Annotated in this window: 14 protein-coding genes; 13 read left to right on the top strand and 1 reads right to left on the bottom strand. The window is 46.3% G+C overall.

The features are described 5' to 3' along the window. Positions 1–139: 139 nt before the first annotated feature. Positions 140–1,090 carry a ribose-phosphate diphosphokinase gene (locus QRD89_RS02740; protein WP_008636400.1) on the top strand — a complete coding sequence of 317 codons (951 nt, stop codon included), beginning with the start codon at positions 140–142 and terminating at the stop codon, positions 1,088–1,090. Between the two features lie 43 nt (positions 1,091–1,133). On the opposite strand, the gene QRD89_RS02745 is transcribed toward QRD89_RS02740, so the two are convergent. Beyond that, positions 1,134–1,907 carry an alpha/beta hydrolase gene (locus QRD89_RS02745; RefSeq protein WP_286096267.1) on the bottom strand — a complete coding sequence of 258 codons (774 nt, stop codon included), beginning with the start codon at positions 1,905–1,907 and terminating at the stop codon, positions 1,134–1,136. 223 nt (positions 1,908–2,130) lie between these two features. On the opposite strand from QRD89_RS02745, the gene QRD89_RS02750 reads away from it, so the two are divergent. From QRD89_RS02750 to QRD89_RS02805, 12 genes are all read left to right on the top strand, one after another. Continuing rightward, positions 2,131–2,487, top strand: coding sequence for a hypothetical protein (locus QRD89_RS02750; RefSeq protein WP_286096268.1), 357 nt, complete (start codon positions 2,131–2,133; stop codon positions 2,485–2,487). A gap of 201 nt (positions 2,488–2,688) precedes the next feature. Beyond that, positions 2,689–4,230: a response regulator transcription factor gene (locus QRD89_RS02755; protein ID WP_062515591.1), complete on the top strand. Its 1,542-nt coding sequence runs from the start codon at positions 2,689–2,691 to the stop codon at positions 4,228–4,230. 9 nt (positions 4,231–4,239) lie between these two features. Further along, positions 4,240–6,045, top strand: coding sequence for a cache domain-containing sensor histidine kinase (locus QRD89_RS02760; RefSeq protein ID WP_286096269.1), 1,806 nt, complete (start codon positions 4,240–4,242; stop codon positions 6,043–6,045). A gap of 123 nt (positions 6,046–6,168) precedes the next feature. After that, complete coding sequence (locus QRD89_RS02765; RefSeq protein ID WP_008636405.1) at positions 6,169–7,464, top strand: ABC transporter substrate-binding protein; 1,296 nt, start codon at positions 6,169–6,171, stop codon at positions 7,462–7,464. 125 nt (positions 7,465–7,589) lie between these two features. Then, complete coding sequence (locus tag QRD89_RS02770; protein WP_008636406.1) at positions 7,590–8,522, top strand: carbohydrate ABC transporter permease; 933 nt, start codon at positions 7,590–7,592, stop codon at positions 8,520–8,522. Beyond that, positions 8,519–9,346 carry a carbohydrate ABC transporter permease gene (locus QRD89_RS02775; RefSeq protein ID WP_008636407.1) on the top strand — a complete coding sequence of 276 codons (828 nt, stop codon included), beginning with the start codon at positions 8,519–8,521 and terminating at the stop codon, positions 9,344–9,346. The genes QRD89_RS02770 and QRD89_RS02775 overlap by 4 nt, the downstream gene beginning before the upstream one ends. Positions 9,347–9,376: 30 nt before the next feature. Next, positions 9,377–12,478: a beta-galactosidase, LacZ type gene (lacZ, locus tag QRD89_RS02780; RefSeq protein WP_286096270.1), complete on the top strand. Its 3,102-nt coding sequence runs from the start codon at positions 9,377–9,379 to the stop codon at positions 12,476–12,478. 74 nt (positions 12,479–12,552) lie between these two features. Beyond that, positions 12,553–14,292 (top strand): glycoside hydrolase family 35 protein, encoded by a 1,740-nt coding sequence (locus QRD89_RS02785; protein ID WP_008636409.1) that lies wholly within the window; start codon positions 12,553–12,555, stop codon positions 14,290–14,292. A gap of 130 nt (positions 14,293–14,422) precedes the next feature. Beyond that, a complete protein-coding gene (locus QRD89_RS02790; protein WP_008636410.1) occupies positions 14,423–14,797 on the top strand; it encodes a nuclear transport factor 2 family protein in 375 nt (124 codons plus the stop codon). Positions 14,798–14,980: 183 nt separating this feature from the next. Then, positions 14,981–15,715: a TspO-related membrane protein gene (locus tag QRD89_RS02795; RefSeq protein WP_026578773.1), complete on the top strand. Its 735-nt coding sequence runs from the start codon at positions 14,981–14,983 to the stop codon at positions 15,713–15,715. Between the two features lie 193 nt (positions 15,716–15,908). Beyond that, positions 15,909–17,027: a D-alanyl-D-alanine carboxypeptidase family protein gene (locus QRD89_RS02800; RefSeq protein ID WP_286096271.1), complete on the top strand. Its 1,119-nt coding sequence runs from the start codon at positions 15,909–15,911 to the stop codon at positions 17,025–17,027. Between the two features lie 153 nt (positions 17,028–17,180). Beyond that, entirely contained in the window at positions 17,181–18,506 is a 1,326-nt protein-coding gene (locus QRD89_RS02805) for a copper amine oxidase (RefSeq protein WP_286096272.1), read from the top strand. The last annotated feature ends 76 nt before the right edge of the window (positions 18,507–18,582 follow it).

Consider the following 18,582-nt stretch of genomic DNA (forward strand, 5'->3'; position numbering starts at 1 on the left):
GGAGTCTGATTTAAGCATAGGGGATTTTGATGCTATAATAAGAAGGTGTACTTTCCATTTATAGGGGCGGAAAACGCTGCTGTATTTTTTTCATAAACCTTAATCCGGTTTTCACTTTTTTTGTACGGGAGAGATCTATATGAGTTCAGAATCAAAGATGAAGCTGTTCAGCATGAATTCCAATGAGCCGTTGGCGGAGGAAATAGCGGACATTCTGGAAGTTCCTTTAGGAAAGAGTTCCGTCATCCGTTTCAGTGATGGAGAAATTACGATCAACATTGAAGAAAGCGTCCGCGGGGATGATGTGTATATCGTCCAACCGACGTCCCAGCCTGTCAACGAGAACTTGATGGAGCTGCTTATTATGATTGATGCGATGAAACGTGCTTCGGCGAAGACGATCAACGTCGTCATTCCTTACTTCGGTTATGCACGTCAAGACCGAAAGGCACGTCCTCGTGAGCCGATCACTGCGAAATTGATTGCAAACCTTCTGGAAACAGCGGGCATATCACGTGTGATCACTCTCGACCTGCATGCGCCTCAAATCCAAGGCTTCTTCAATACGCCGGTGGATCAGTTGCTTGGTATTCCGATTCTTGCACAGTATTACAAAGAAAATTATAAGAATCTGCAGGATACAGTCATCGTTGCACCGGATACGAGTGGTTTAAGCCGCGCAAGAAGAATGGCCAACATTCTGGATCTGCCGATTGCTTTCGTAGATAAGCGCAGACAGGGGCCAGGAGAACCAGGTCAGGTTAATGTCATCGGTGACATAGAAGGCAAACACGTAATTATCGTGGATGATATGATTGATACCGCCGATACAGTTACAATTGCTGCGGAAGCGCTCCTCAAGCATGATGTGAAAGATATCTATGCCTGTGGAACTCATGCTGTACTTTCGGATCCATCTGTGAAGAAAATCGATCAATCGCCGATCAAAGAGCTGCTTGTAACCAATTCTATTTTCCTTCCGGAGGAAAAGCGGATCTCTAAAATCAAGTCGCTGTCTGTGGCACCATTGCTTGCAGATGCACTCCTTCGTGTCCAACACGAGCACTCCGTCAGTGTTCTGTTCGATTAATAGAAGACAAAAAAAGGCTGCCAGGCAATGGCAGCTTTTTTTGTTAGAGATCGACTTTTAGTAAGGCGTAGTGCAGGTGGTTCTGAATGAAAGCATGGGTGTGATCAATGATCGTTTCCTGATCATTATCCATCGATGCGACGTGGTAAGAGTCCTCAAGCACCACTTTGGACTTCTGCTTCGAACCAACACGTTGGAGGATGAAGTCGGTGTTTGCCGGTGGAACGACATGATCGATCCTTGATTGGAAACAGCTGATCGGACAGGATACGGCGGGAAGCCGTTTCTGGACCACTTCCATGTATTGAAGCAGCTGTCGATATGCGAATCGCGGGGTTCTGGTATAGGTGATTTCTTCCACGTCGTTTTTCTTGATGTCCGGACGTCCTTCTTCGATCCACATCGGACAATCATTCCTGTTATAAGTAGAGAAAGAGGGGATGGACATAGCTGGATTAATCAACAGGATACCGTCTATTGCCTTATGCCGGCTGGCAAGGTCGAGCGTCAACGTGCCGCCCATCGATTGACCGACAACATAAACCCGGCCGCACTGGGCGCTTAACTCGCTGTAGGCTTCTTCCAAGCATAAGAACCAGTCGGAGAAAGAACAGTGCTTCAGATCTTCCCCATGTGTTCCATGGCCTGCAAGCCTTGGTGCTTTAACGGTGTAGCCTTTGGATGCAAACGCCGTCCCAAGGTCCTTCATGCTTTGTGGTGTACCTAAAAAACCATGACACAAAAGGATCCCGACGCCGTTACTGCCTTCGTACGTAAACGATTCTGCTCCATTGATTACCGGATATGATTCGTACATCCTTCCACTCCTTTGTCCTCTTGAGGATCGAATTTGCTATTATTGGTATTAAACTACAATAATTCCTATCAGTCAACTAGGTATTAAAAAATGTTTTGATTCTTCGGTTGTCTTCTGGGAATTTCAGCTTTACATACGTAGCGCATATTGTATAATTTTAAACAGTAATCGTTACTCTTTAATTATGTTATGTATATTCAGCAAAAGAATCGAGGGAAAAGGCGTGAGTCATTATCTGCGCAACATACTAAAAAAGAATGTCCTGCTTCAGATGAATCCTGACAAAAGAGAATTATATACCTATGTCATTCAAATGGAGGATGAACTTGCAGAAACAGTGTCGACCCCGGACGATTTCATTCGATTGATAAGCAGCGATCAACCACACCGGAAGGCCGCCCGAAGGTTTGGTATGACGTTGTTTGAACTTCTTCAAACTATGAAAGATCTGGAGAGAGACATCCATCAGCATACGCTTGAGATGGAAGCAGCTGTCAGATGGATAGACTATACAGAAAAGATGGGAAGGGAAGACGGTTTCCGCTGCTTCCTTGTCGATATTCCTTCTCCCCGCTTATGAAAAGGACCAGGATGCTGGTCCTTTTTTTGTTCTGTCAGAGACCTCGCATGGATTGCTGTTTACGGTTTAAAAAAATGACATTAGAATATAGGTATAAAGAATTTTCTGCAAAAACCCTGGTTTCCTGGTGAAGATGGGTTCAGCTGACAGAGAAAGGCAAACAGGATCAAGCCTTGGGAATGAAAGCGGGGAGGGGTTCGTATGGAAGATTTATATCGAGTGGTCATTGTAGATGATGAAATGCTGATCAGGCAGGGGATCATCAATTATATCGACTGGGAGAGTCAGGGATTCCGTATTGTGGGAGAAGCATCAAACGGGAAAGAGGCGCTGCAGCTTGTCGATGAGCTTCATCCACATCTGCTTATTACGGATATCGTTATGCCTGGCATGAACGGAATTGAATTAGTGAAGGCCGTCAAGGAACGGCATCCGTCCGTTGAAATTATCGTACTGAGCAGTTTTGAGAACTTCGACTATGTGCGTTCCGCCTTTCAATTCGGTATTGCCGATTATATATTAAAGCCGAAATTGAACGGGGAAGAGCTGATTCGGACGTTAAATCGGATTTCGCCGAATACAGCAGACAACCCGGTTGAATATGAAAAAGATATCTCCTTGGAAGATCTTTTGCGTAAGAAATTGGAGGGACAGGAGTGGACGGCGGAAGAAGAAGAGAAGTTACAGGCATTCCCGCAGGGAGCCTACACGCTTCTCGGATTGACCGAGACACGACGGAATGGCGGCAATTCGGCACTTATATCCCTGCATCAAAAATTATCCGAAGAGGGAGCGATTAAAGGAATTGAGTGGATCGCTGACGTTGAAAGCGATTTCAACGTGGCTCTGCTCATTTATGACTCCCTTCATACAGCTGCTGTCCAAGAAAGGCTGGTACGTTTCTCCGATGAATATGAAGGAGTCGGAGACCGCGCTCCGTGGGTCGTCAGTGCACCGTTTTTCTCTCTTAAGGAAGTCGGTGAAGTCTATCGCGACCAGGTTATTCGCTTGAAAGAATACGCCTTTTATATGCCGGAAGCTCCTATTCTTATGGAAGGGCTGCTGCCGGATTTGGAGCGGAAGGAGCGCCCATTCGATTTAAGTGGTTTCATTGATCGCTTCAAGCAGCGGAAATTCGATACGGCCATACAAAATTTAAGAAGGCACCTCGATGCCTTGACGAGTGATTATACTCTCGATATCTTTGAGTTTAAATCCTGGATGGAGAACGTCATTTTTAACAGCATTGTTCTCCTCGGCAATATGAAATATCCGGTGGATGACCTGGAAACGTTAAAGTATGAATACTTTGCAGTCATCAACGAGGCTGGGAATGTAAATGATGCGGTCGCACCTTTTTATGATTTTTTGGAGAAGGTTCAAGTGGTCGTTCAAGAGGATACCCAGAGGGAATGCCCGACCGATGTCCAGCGTCTGCTGCAATATATAGAAGAACACTACGCGGAACCGCTGTCCTTGACGACGCTTGCCAACTATTTTCACTTTAACGCATCTTATTTATCTACGTATTTCAGTACGCACCTTCATATCGGTTTCAGCGATTATTTGAACAAGGTGAGGATTGAGAAAGCGAAACGGCTGCTGGAATCGACGAATACACCTGTAAGCGAAGTGAGTGAGCAGGTCGGTTATTCTGATCCAAGCTACTTTGGTAAAGTATTCAAGCGGCTGGTCGGTTCCTCTCCGGGAAAGTATCGTAAAAAAGCTATGGCAGCGAATTGAGGAAACCAGATGAAAAGACTGCGAGAATTTATTCGGAACAATCGGTTGTTCATGAAGATGTTTCTGGTCATGGTGATCAGTATTGTCGCTGTTTCGGTCTTAATTGCCTTCAGTACGATTCGAATGTCCAATAATTTATTCATGGAAACCTTCAGTATTACCAATACGAAAGTGTTGAATCAGATCAAGCAGGAATTCGAATCTTTCAGTAATGCAGTCGCATCTACTACCATGAATGTCCAGGATAACGGGACGATCAAGCGACTGCTGACGAGAGAGGATATGAATTCGGTAGAAGAATCGAAGTCGTACTACGGGATTACAGAACAGCTGGACCGCATTTATACAGATAGTCTGAATCAGGCTAATATGATCGTACTTGGCAACAACGGCCGTCTGTTCAATATGAAATATAACCATTGGCCTGTCACTGCAGATGCTCTGATCAACCATCCAATTACAGAAAATCTGCGGAAGAACCCGGACGAAATTCTGTACCAATTCATTCCTGCCAGTGAAATTTCAAATGGCAGAGATATGGTCGTTGCTTCTAAAGCCTTGACGGAAAGGTCGACTGGCAATATCTATGGATATGTATATATTCCCATCCGGGAAAGGGACGTTCACGCCTTTTATGAAGGGTTTACGAGTGAAGGGAATAGTGTGCTTGTCATGAACGGACAGGGGGAGATCGTTTCCAGTAATAGGTCTGAATGGATCGGACGCCGTACCCCGCACCTTCTTTCCGTTGCAGAAGCTTCCGATGTAAACCGTAAGGAATATAGAGATGCGGAGGCGTTCGGTAAGGACTATTTAATGATGTCAGAATCTCTGCCGGCTTTGGACATGTATGTCATTAATCTGATCGATCAGGAGGTCGTCGTCAATAACTTGATTGATACGAAGGAACTGGTGATGATCAGCGTAGGAATCGTCATCTTGGCCGTAGGAATCGTATTCATTATATCGAGGAGGATGACCAATTCCTTGAGCAGGCTGGTCGGACAGATTTCCAATATGTCAAAATACGATTTCCGAAAGCCGGTAGACGAAGAGGGGGGATACGAAGCCAGAAAGCTCGGCGAGGCTTTCAATTATATGTTGAACGAGCTTCAGGATCATGTGGATATTCTGCTGAAAACGCAGCGGCAGGCGAGAAAAGCGGAACTTGAGGCCCTTCAACACCAGATCAATCCCCATTTCTTATATAATACGTTGACTTCTGTTAAATTCATGGTGAAAGAAGGGAAGAAAGAAGAGGCATTCGATACGATCGATGCGCTTATTCCTTTGCTGCAGAATGCACTCGGGAACGTGGATGAAACCATTACCGTAGAGCAGGAAGCTGCGAACATCGAGCACTATATCCTTATTAATCGGATGCGTTATGGAAACAAAATTAAGGTGAACACGCTTATTTCCCCTGACTGTCTTCACTATCATTTACCTAAGCTGGTGATCCAGCCTTTCCTGGAAAATGCTTTCTTTCATGCATTTACGGAGAAAAAGGAAGGCTTCATTCAAATTCTCATTGCCCAGCGGGAGGACAAACTGGTCTGTGAAGTTGTGGATACAGGAGACGGCATGCGGATGGAAACGTTCCGAAATCAGAAGGAGAAACGAAAGTTGTTCAGCGGTATAGGGATTCGGAACGTACATGATCGAATCCAGATGTTATTCGGAGAAAATTACGGAGTAGAAATAGCCAGCGAGTGGAAAAAGGGCACGAAAGTGAAAATAGTTCTACCATTACTCGAAGGAAATCCTAAAGATATGACCATACCTATAAATAATACCAAAATAGGTCCATCGTAATCATAGAAACTCCAAAGATAGTTAAATAATTTTCTAAAGATCGTTCTAACGGTCTTTTTTTTTATCCGTTATGATAAATATAGGCGTAATGATAACGCTTACAAATAAAAGGGGGTTTTCGTTGTGAAAGGTTTTCTTTTTAAGAAAAGTTGGGTGTTCGCTTTAGCTCTGATCGCTATTTTCACACTTGCTGCTTGTTCTTCGGATGAATCGAGCGGTAGTGATGGAGGTGGGGAAGATTCCAATAAAGTCACAGCATGGGCGTGGGATCCGAAGTTCAATATAGCAGCATTGGAAATTGCTAAAGATGCCTACGAAGGCGATGCAGAAATCGAAATTATTGAAAATGCTCAAGATGATATCGTACAGAAATTGAATACAGGACTCAGTTCCGGAACAATGAAAGGTATGCCGAACATCGTTCTGATTGAAGACCAGCGTGCTCAAAGTTTCTTGAAATCTTATCCTGATGCTTTTTATCCAATTGATGATTATATGAATCCAGATGATTTCGCATCCTATAAGATCGCTCCGACGAGCTTGGATGGAAAGCAGTACGGACTTCCTTTTGATACAGGCGTTATGGGGCTTTACTTCCGTACGGACTACTTGGAAGAAGCCGGTTATACGAAAGAAGATCTGACAGACATCACGTGGGATGAATTCATTGCCATCGGTAAAGACGTGAAAGAGAAAACAGGAAAAGACATGGTTTCCATGGATCCTAATGATCTTGGAATCGTCCGTGCCATGATCCAGTCTGCTGGTAAATGGTATGTCGAGGAAGATGGAGAAACATTGAACATTGAAGGTAACGAAGCACTGAAGAAAGCGTTCGAAACTTACAAGTCCATGATGGAAGCGGATATTGTGAAAGCGAATTCAGACTGGAGTCAATATGTCGCTGCCTTTAACAGTGGAGACATTGCGACAGTTCCGACTGGTAACTGGATCGGTGCAAGCATCATGGCGGAAGAATCCCAGTCCGGTAAATGGGCGGTCGCTCCAATTCCAAAACTTGATGTAGAGGGTGCCGTCAACGCATCGAACCTTGGAGGAAGCTCCTTCTATGTGTTGAACATCGATGGGAAAGAGAAAGCAGCTGAATTCCTGGGTGAAACTTTCGGAAGCAATACTGATTTCTATCAGGATCTAATTACGGAAGTAGGAGCTGTCGCTACGTACTCTCCAGCAGCAGAGGGAGAAGCTTATCAGCAGGAAAGCGAATTCTTCGGCGGACAGAAATTGGTCTCTGACTTGTCTGAATGGACAAACGAGATCCCGGCTGTCGATTACGGAACGCACACGTACGCCATTGAAGATATCCTTGTAGCGGAAATGCAGAACTACTTGAACGGAAAAGAATTGGATGCTGTGCTCGCAGATGCTCAAGCTCAGGCAGAAGCGCAGTTGAAATAATTCCGTTAGAAATCAGTCAGGACTGATTCACTAAAAAAGGGGTTCTTGGGAAGTGTTCATGCTTTCGAAGAATCCCTTTCTTTACAAAAAAGTGTGGATCAGGCGGAAAGAGGAGGAAGTACAAAATGAGCAATTCCATGGAAAGTACCAGTTCTACTTATGTGGAGAAAAGTAAGAAGAACGGAACGAAACGGTGGTTTAAAAAGAATTATGTCGGTTGGTTGTTTATCATCATTGCCATTCTTGGAATCGCAGTGTTCTATTTCTATCCAATGTTACGAGCTTTGCTGCTGTCCTTCCAATCCGGTATGGGAGCCAATCTTGAATATGTAGGGCTGGATAACTATATTCGCCTCTTCAGTGATCCCACCTTCATAGCAGCTCTGACAAACACGTTCATTTATCTTCTTGTGCAAGTGCCTGTCATGATCATTCTGGCTCTGGTCTTTTCGGTCATCCTGAATGATTCGACGTTGAAATTCAAAGGATTTTTCCGGACGGCAATTTTCCTTCCGTGTGTCACTTCATTGGTCGCCTATGCAGTTATCTTTAAATACTTATTCGGTGTCGATGGTTTAATCAACACGTTCCTGTTGGATCTTTCTCTCATTTCGGAACCGTTGAACTGGCTGGCGGATCCACTGCTTGCCAAGATCACGATCATTCTTGCCATCACATGGCGCTGGACGGGTTACAATATGATTTTCTATCTATCGGCCTTGCAGAACGTAGATAAGTCCATGTATGAGGCGGCAAAAATAGACGGTGCGTCAAGCATTCAACGTTTCTTCTATATTACTGTCCCTATGTTAAAGCCGATCATCTTGTTCACTTCCATCATGTCTACGATCGGAACACTTCAGATCTTTGATGAAATCATGAACATCACAGGTGGTGGACCGGGTAACGCAACCCTATCTATCTCCATGTACATCTATAATCTATCATTCAAGTACAGCCCTGATTTTGGTTATGCAGCGACTGTATCTTACGTAATCGTTATCCTTGTGGTTATCTTCTCGCTAATTCAATTTAAAGTGGCAGGTGAAGAAAAATGAAGAAAGCAAAACGAATCGGTGTCTATGTGTTTTTGAGTGTCGCGGCGTTGTTCTCTATCTTCCCGTTTTTGTGGATGATTGTGAGCATGACCAACAAGTCGGTGGACGTTACTCAAGGGCGCTTGCTGCCGGGTACCCATCTATTTGAAAACATCCGTGTGTTGTTCGAGTCAGTGGATGTCGTCACGGCGCTCGTAAACTCTACGATCATTGCCGTCATCACGACATTTTTGACTTTGTTGATCGGTTCCCTTGCTGGTTATGGGTTTGAAATTTACCGCTCACCGGGCAAGGACCGCATATTTAATGTTCTTCTTCTTTCTATGATGATTCCGTTTGCAGCCATCATGATTCCGCTTTACCGTTTGTTCGGAGGCGTATCTTCCACCATCCCGTTTCTTGGAATCGATACCCTCGCGGCTGCCATCCTGCCGACCGTCATTACGGCATTCTTTATCTTCTTCTTCCGTCAGAATACGAAGATGTTCGCGAAGGAATTAGTGGAAGCCGGGCGTATGGACGGGTTGAGTGAGCTGGGTATCTTCTTCCGTATCTACCTGCCTACAATGAAAACGACGTATGCAGCTGCAGCGATCATTGCATTTATGAACAGCTGGAACAACTATCTATGGCCGTTGGTCATTTTGCAGTCGCCTGAAAACCAGACGATCCCGTTGTTAATTTCCAATCTTGGTGCAGGATATTCTCCGGATTACGGAGTAATCATGACTGCCATTGTTATCGCGACACTGCCGACAGCGCTTGTATTCTTCATTATGCAGAAGCATTTCGTAGCTGGAATGATGGGTTCTGTCAAAGGTTAAGAGAAACAGCTGATATAAGGAGGTTCATCCATGGAATTAAAGCCGCATGATTATGAAAATATCAAGGTGTTGGAACGGAATCGTAGAAGAGAGCGGGCACACTTCTTTCCTTATAAAAAGGAACAGGCAGCATGGACGTTTGACAGGGAGTGTTCGCCTTCCTTCCAATCTCTCAACGGAAATTGGAAGTTCCATTATGCTGAAAATCCGCTTGATGCCCCGGAACGTTTCTATGAAACGAATTATGATGTCATGGATTGGGAGGAGATTCCGGTCCCTTCGTCCTGGCAGATGCACGGCTATGGGAAACCGGCTTATACGAACGTTGTCTATCCATTCCCTGTCGATCCACCCTATGTACCGGATGAGAATCCGACAGGGTCCTATGTACGGGAATTCTATGTTCCTGAGGAGTGGCTGGAGGAGAAAGTATTCGTCAAATTCGAAGGAGTAGACAGTGCTTTCCATTTATGGGTGAACGGAAAAGAGGCAGGATACAGCCAGGGAAGCCGTATCCCCTCTGAGTTCGACCTTACTCCGTTTCTTAAAGCAGGTACGAACAGAATCGCCGTTCGGGTATATCAATGGTCGGACGGTTCGTATATAGAAGATCAGGATATGTGGTGGTTGAGCGGCATCTTTCGGGATGTCTATTTGCTTGTCGTTCCAAAAGTACATATCGACGATATCTTCGTGAAGACGGTATGGAAACAATCGTCCGATGTCGCAGAGTTGGTCGTGGAAACCAAGGTGGAGAACGGAACAGGAAAAGACATATCCGGTTATTCGCTTGACTATCAATTCTTTGATAAAGAGAAGCAGCCTGTATTTTCCGAAATCCATGATCCGTTGGAAGACCTGGCACCTGTCCGTGAATTCTCTGTAATGAAGCCACGGCTTTGGTCTGCAGAAGATCCTTACTTATATACGTTACTCCTTACCTTGAAAGACGGGGAAGGAAAGACCGTAGAGATTATCCCTTTGAAAGTCGGGTTCCGTTCCATTGAGCTTGTCGATGGACAATTCCTTGTCAACGGCGCTGCTGTGAAACTGAAAGGCGTCAACCGCCATGATCACCATCCGGAACTAGGCCGTGCCGTTCCTTTCGAGTGGATGAAACAAGATGTTCTTTTGATGAAGCAGCATAACATCAACGCCGTCCGTACGGCCCACTATCCTAACGATCCAAGATTCTATGACTTGTGTGATCAATACGGCTTGTACGTCATTGATGAAGCGGATTTGGAATGCCATGGTTTCGAAGTCATCGGGGACTGGAATGCACTGAGTGATGACCCTGAATGGAAAGATACTTATGTAGACCGAATGAAGCGGATGGTTGCCCGGGATAAGAACCGCCCGTCCATCATCATGTGGTCGCTTGGGAATGAGTCCGGTTTCGGAAGCAACCATCAGGAGATGGCCCGCTGGGTGAAGGAATACGATGACACGCGTCTGGTTCACTATGAAGGGGAGAGTCGCGCCCTTGCTTCCTCGGAACGCTTCTATGATCCGAAAATAGATCCGGAAGCTTCCGATGTATTTACAACGATGTACACGTCTGTAGAAGAAATGGAGGCATTAGGGAAACGTAAGGATTTGAAGAAGCCGCACATATTGTGTGAATATGCCCATGCCATGGGGAACGGACCTGGAGGATTGCAGGAGTACTGGGATACCTTTTATCGATACGACCGTCTGCAGGGAGGATTCGTCTGGGAATGGCTGGACCACGGAATCTTACAGACGAACGAAGACGGTGAGGAGTATTATGCCTACGGAGGGGACTTCGGTGAACGTCCTCACGATTCCAATTTCGTTATCGACGGTTTGGTCATGCCGGACCGCACCCCGTCTCCGGCGCTTGCAGAATACAAAAAGGTGATAGAACCTGTACGTATGGAAGCGGCAGACCTTGCAAAAGGGACAATCGACGTAACCAACCGCTATGATTTCCTTTCTCTTGACCACCTGCACGCTTCCTGGAAAGTGATGGAAGGAGAACGCTGTCTGGATAGTGGAGTGGTTTCATTAGAAGGGATCATGCCGGGCGAATCGAAAACGGTGGACATTCCTTTTCTATCTCTGAAGGATAAAGCGTTCGAAGAGGAAGTATGGCTGACAGTAGAATGCAGGCTTGCTCACGAAACAGACTGGGCGGAGACTGGGCACGAGATTGCCTGGGCACAGTTTGAGCTTCCGGCACAGCGATTGGCGGTTAATAATCAAGCAGAGACCCATTCGCCGATTACACGGGTAGAGGACGAGCGACACCTTCGCTTGGACGGAGATTCTTTCACCGCCATATGGTCGAAGAAGGACGGCATGCTGACGGAATGGACGTATCAAGGGATATCCATGCTCGAGAAAGGCCCTGCTCTTCATCTGTGGAGGGCGCCTATTGACAATGACCTATGGGGACAGGATCAATGGAAGGAAACCCCTTCGATAAAAGAGTGGAGAGACGCCGGGCTTTCGGATATGCGTCATCGCCTGCGATCGCTTCATTATCAAGCACATGCTGATAACCGGATGGAGGTTACGGTAGAAACACGTGTGGCTCCACCGTCCCTGAACTGGGGCTTGGACGTGACCTATCGTTACCTTGTACAGGAAGATGGCATTATCGACCTTCAGGTGGAAGGGGAACCTTACGGAAAACCCCTGGAAACCTTCCCGAGGATTGGCTTGATAATGGAACTCCCAGCCGGACTGGACCACGTGAAATGGTTCGGACGTGGACCGGGTGAAGCTTATATCGACAGCAGGCAGGCGGCCCGTATCGGAGTATGGTCCAAGCATGTAGAGGAGCTTCGTACCCCTTATGTCTTCCCTCAGGAGAACGGGAATCGTCATGAAGTCCGCTGGATGAAGCTTCATCGTTTAGATGGGATAGGTTTGCAGGTGAAGAGTGCTTCTTTGTTCGACTTCAACGCCCACTATTACACTGTCGAAAACTTGGAAGCTGCCAAACATACGTATGATCTGAAGAAAGAAGATTTCCTGACGCTTTTGATAGACCATCGCCAGCATGGGTTGGGGTCTGCAAGCTGTGGACCGGATGTATTGGAGAAGTATCAGCTGAAGAGCGGGCCATTCCAGTTCGGGGTGTCCATGGCGCCCACCATCTGATAGCGATCCGCCTCGCTTGTATTCAGGAAGAAGTGTGACATTTAAGATTGTCCAAATGAAGAAGGAGGAGCGCCATGCTTACAGCTGAAAACGGTCAATTTCTTTTAAATGATAAGCCCTTTCAAATCCTTTCCGGTGCCATTCACTATTTCCGTACCGTCCCGGAGCACTGGGAAGACAGACTGGAAAAATTGAAGGCTCTCGGATTGAATACGGTAGAAACGTATGTCCCTTGGAACCTGCATGAACCGCGCAGAGGGGAGTTCGAATTCTCGGGCTTAGCCGATATCGAAGGTTTCATACAGACAGCGGCCGATCTGGGACTCTATGTGATCGTCCGTCCGGCCCCGTATATTTGTGCCGAATGGGAGATGGGAGGGCTTCCCTCCTGGCTGCTGAAGGACAAGGATGTTGTCATGAGAAGCAGTGATCCCGTTTATCTGTCGTACGTAGAAAGTTATTACAAAGAGCTACTTCCTAAGTTCGTCCCGCACCTATACCAGAACGGCGGTCCGATCATCGCGATGCAGATTGAGAATGAGTACGGCGCTTACGGCAATGATCAGAAATATTTGACGTTCCTTAAGAAACAATACGAGCAGCATGGTCTGGATACCTTCCTCTTCACATCAGACGGTCCAGACTTTATCGAACAGGGATCACTCCCGGACGTGACGACAACGTTGAACTTCGGTTCCAAGGTGGAGCAGGCGTTTGAACGTCTGGATGCATTCAAGACGGGTTCACCGAAGATGGTTGCAGAATTTTGGATCGGCTGGTTCGATTATTGGACAGGGGAGCATCACACCCGTGACGCCGGAGATGCTGCGGCTGTCTTCAGAGAATTGATGGAACGAAAAGCATCGGTCAACTTCTACATGTTCCATGGCGGCACGAACTTCGGGTTCATGAACGGAGCCAACCACTATGATGTCTACTACCCTACGATTACAAGCTATGATTATGACAGCTTGTTGACAGAGAGTGGAGCGATCACAGAGAAATACAATGCAGTGAAATCCATCCTTGCCGACTACCAAACCGTCCCGGCCGACTATGAGTCTGTGCTTTCATCCGAAGCTTACGGCAGGGTGGAAGTGGAGGAGGGCGTGAGTCTGTTCGATACCCTTGCCGAAATCGGGAAGCGGACGGCACACATAAAGCCGCTCTCTATGGAGGAAATTGACCAGGCTTATGGCTACACCCTTTATAAGACGACCGTCAACCGCTCCGGAGAGCTGAGTATGGGGATCGAAGCCGTTCATGACCGTGCGTTTATTTACGTTAATGGTACGTATCAGAAAACCATTTATATCAATGACGAACAGAAGAAAACGACACTCGTTTTCCCGGAAAAGATCAATACGCTGGAAATCCTCGTCGAGAATATGGGAAGAGCCAACTACGGTGAGCATCTGGAGGATCGTAAAGGCTTGACGAAGAATATTTGGCTCGGGGAGCAGTATTTCTTTGAATGGGAGATGTACGCCGTTGAATTGGATATCCTTCCTGAAAGCTACGCAAAGCAGGAGGACTCCCGTTATCCGAAATTCTTCCGCGGTACGTTCGATGCGCCGGGGAGACACGACACTTACATCGACAGTGAAGGGTTCACGAAGGGGAATCTCTTCGTAAACGGGTTCAATCTGGGGAGATATTGGAACACAGCCGGTCCTCAAAAGCGGATCTACGTCCCAGGCCCGCTGTTGAAGGAGCAAGGAAATGAACTGGTCATACTGGAATTAGAGCACTCTTCTGTTTCAGAAGTGCAGTTGGTGGATCAGCCTGAACTTGCCGCCGTTGTGAAATCATAAATGGAAAAGTCACCGCCTTACAGCGGTGACTTTTTTTGAGGAAGCACGATGCTGGATTTTTCTCATATAGCGGTGTAAAGTACCTACTAGTGGAAAAAAGACAGCGAGATTTGCAGGAGGAATAATAAGCATGAATTTAGATAAATATTTCGATCTTTTTGATCGTTCCCGAACAAGTGAAGAGGCGATGGAAGAGTTAAATGGTTTGTTCACGGATGACATGGTCTTCGTATTAAATGGCAGCAGGAAGCAGGGGCTGGATCAATGGAAGCTGTTCATGAAGCAGGTATTCACCAATAATACAGACATTAAGCATATGTATGAAGGTTGGGAAAAAGTCGAAGGAACCGATGCATATGAAACGCGGTGGGCCGTGTGCGGAAAGCTTGCAAATGGAAAGGTGTACACGCAGACAGGGAAGGACATTGCCCGTCTGGACGAAGCGGGCCGGATCAGCTATTTGGAAAACGTCCCGGATCAACAGGATTTGTTCCAAGGCTATTAAAGATGATAAAGCGCAGCTTATTCCATAAGCTGCGCTTTTTTTATGGAGGAAGGATGGAGAGAGTACAATCAGGATCAAAATCATCTACAGCGGCCAAAGGACCGATATTTCATGATTATGTTTTAACCCGGCGAGGAGAGGAATACTATGTAACAGAAAAGGAAAAGGAAAGGGAGTGTCTTCATGGGTAAATTCATCTTGAATCTCCTGGCGTTTATCCTTGTCGTCGTCGTTAACGGACTTGCGAACGCGCTGCCGCTGAATGGACAAACGACTGGTGAAATTTCCAACCGCCTCGATGTTCTATTTACACCGGCAGGGTATGTCTTCAGTATTTGGGGACTAATTTATCTTCTGCTTGGAATCTGGGTGCTGCGTCAGTTCCCGGCAAGCCGCAGAGATCTGCCGCTTTATCAAAATACGAGTGGACTTTTCGTCCTGAGCAGCCTGCTCAATAGTTTATGGATCTTCCTTTGGCATTATAATTACTTCGGTTTGACCGTGATCGTCATGCTGCTGCTATTGCTTACTCTGATCCGGCTGTATACGACAGTGAAAGCAAGCGGGGCATCGTTTTTCGATCTTCTGCCATTCTCCATCTATTTAGGGTGGATCAGTGTAGCGACGATCGCTAACATCAGCTATTATCTAACAGATATTGGATGGGACGGCTTTGGTCTTTCTGATACCGTCTGGACGATTATTCTGCTGGTTGTCGCCACGGTATTAGCCGTATTTTTCCTTGTAAGCGAAGAGGATTGGGTATATCCGCTTGTCTTCGTCTGGGCGTTCATAGGCATTGGTGTGCGCAACCAGGGTTCCGATGAGACGGTTGTCGTCTATACCGCTTACCTTTTGGCTGCGTTGATTTTCATCCTGACGATTGTATTCGGATTTAAACAAAAGAGAACATCATAAGTTTCGACACCTTGAAGAAATTCCACTCTATAAGAGTTGGAATTTCTTTTTTTTGGATTGAAAATTACAATGGAATTAATTTTATGTTACAAAGAGTCGGAACATGTCGAAACATCAGGGATTTACTATTATAATAGGTTCTAGTTTTTGTAATCGGAAGTACGTATTTTTGAAAAATAAGGGGTCAGGGAATGTGAGAATATTTATAGCCATAATCGCTGCATTCATTATCGCACCATTTATCTTAACCTCTCCTGCTGCCGCAGAAGCCGGGGATACTCCACAGATCGATAGTGAGTCAGGCATTGTCATGGAAGCGAATACAGGACGGATATTGTATGAAAAAAATGCAGAAGAGCGTTTGTACCCAGCCAGCTTGACGAAAATTGCGACCGCTATCTACGCTATCGAGCATGGGGATTTGGATGATACGGTAACAGTGAGTAAGCAGGCAAGTGAAACAGGCGGATCCAGTGTCTTCCTCAAAGAAGGCGATCAGATGAGGCTCGGTCAGCTCATTCAAGGATTGCTGCTTAATTCAGGAAACGATGCAGGGGTAGCGATTGCGGAGCACCTCAGCGGAAGCTCGGGGCAGTTTGCTAAGGATCTGAACGTATACCTGAAAGAGGAAGTGGGGGTGGAGAATACAACCTTCTTCAATCCACACGGCTTGTTTGATCCACGGCATATGACGACAGCGGAGGATTTGGCACGGATAACCGCTTATGCGATGAAGAATGATACCTTTAAAGAAATGTTCGGAAAGAAGCAGATAGACTGGGACAGTGAGTCTTGGGATACGACGTTATACACACACCATAAGTTGATGCGGGAAATGCCGTATGACGGTGTGACTGGAGGCAAGACGGGGTATGTCGGACAGGCTGGCTTCACATTGGCAACGAGTGCCGAACGGGACGGTACCAGTCTTGTTGCCATCACGATGAAGAATAGTACGCAGCTCGGCGCTTACCATGATACGGAGAAACTGCTGGATTATGGGTTTGATAACTTTGAGACGACAACGGTATCTCCGGACGATGTCTATGACTTCATGGGTGAGCCTTATGCCGTCGAAGAGCCGTTGATATACACCCATTCCACTAATCATCCAATAGATCAGAACGTAATCCTGCCTGGTGTCTTGATTATTTCCAACCAAATGGGTGACGTCCTGACATCCGGTATGCTTCGGCAGGTAGACAGGAAGCATACCACAGCAGGCGCTCTATCCGCTGCTGTGAAAGTGGATGACATATGGGACTATACGGGTCATCCGCTCGATCAGGATCTTACCGCACTTAAATATTGATCTAACAAGCCTTTCCTTAGACAGGAGAGGCTTTTTTTATTTGCTTTTCCCTCTATTGTTCAGACAAATTATGATTTTTTTCTAAAAAAGTGATCCAATTCTTTTCCTCTTCCGATAGCTGAGTAGAAACTATTTAATAAAGGAGAGTGTCAGATGAAACACTTGAAGAAAATCATGATCATGATGTTGGCGTTGGTCCTCCTCGTACCCTCCCTCGCCATGGCATCAAACAGTCCTACGGTTAAAACACCGGCAGCAGATTTACGATCGACACTGGATCAGCTTTTATCGGAGCACTTCGTCCTTGCGACTACTTATATGATGAAGTCGTATGACGATGCACCTGATGCGGAACAGGTGTGGGAGAAGCTTGATCAAAACGCAGCGGATATGACACCTGCCATTGCCTCCGTCTATGGAGAGGAAGCGGCAGCGCAATTTGAAGAAATTTTCCGCGGCCACAATGATTATTCAGACGCGTTTGTGGAAGCAGCTAAGAATGATGATGCGGATGCACGTGAAATGGCGGAAGCGGAAGTAGATGAGTTCGTAAATGAATTCGGCAGTTTCCTGGCAGCCGCGACGGACGGAAATCTTCCGGAAGATGCAGCGAAAGAAGCTTTGAAAGCGCATGAGCAGGATGTAGTCAATGTCTTCGATCACTATGTAAATGGAGACTACCAAGAAGCATATACGGCGTTCCGCAAAGGTTTTCAACGGATGTTCACGGTCAGTGAAGCGCTATCTACTGCGATTGTGACTCAAATGCCGGATCAATTCGAAGGCACGAAGGCCGATACGAAGGCAGCAGATCTTCGTTCTAATCTGAATGCACTGGCAGCCGAACACTTTGCATTAGCCGTCCTGGAAATGCAGAAGGGCTATGACCAGGCGGAGGATTATGATTTCGTGACATGGGCAGAAAACGAACACACGAAAGACTTCACAGCAGCCATTGCCTCAATTTACGGAGAAGATGGTGCGGCACAGTTTGAGCAGGTATGGCAGCAGGATCACATCAATGCACAAGCAGATGTCGTATCTGCCGTGCTGGAAGGGGACGAGGAAGCGAAGCAGATGGCTGAAGACAGTCTGCAGTTGTTTGCTAAAGACTTCGGTGCATTCCTGGATGCGGCGACAGAAGGAAATCTTCCAGCAGATGCAGCAACAGAAGCTGTTTGGTCTCATGAAGAAGACGTCCTGCAAACATTCGAAAGCTATGCTGGAGAGGATTATGAAGCAGCATACGATTCGTTCCGCGAAGGGTATGCATTCATGTTCGGTATCGGGGAAACATTAGGCGATGCGATCGTGATGCAGATGCCGGAACAATTCGGTACAGAAATGCCTGATGCAATGCCTGACACAGGTTTGGGCGGTATGAGTGATCAAGGCCAGTACATTTGGATGTGGATCGCATTCGGAGTGCTTGCTGCAGCAGGAGCAGGCTTCGTCTATCGTAAAAAAGCAACAGAATAAATAAAAAAACTGCCAGTATATTACTGGCAGTTTTTTTATTTGGTATAAACGAAGAGATGAAACTTTCATTTAAAAA

The sequence above is a fragment of the Halobacillus sp. ACCC02827 genome (assembly GCF_030291935.1).
Lineage (GTDB): Bacteria > Bacillota > Bacilli > Bacillales > Halobacillaceae > Halobacillus.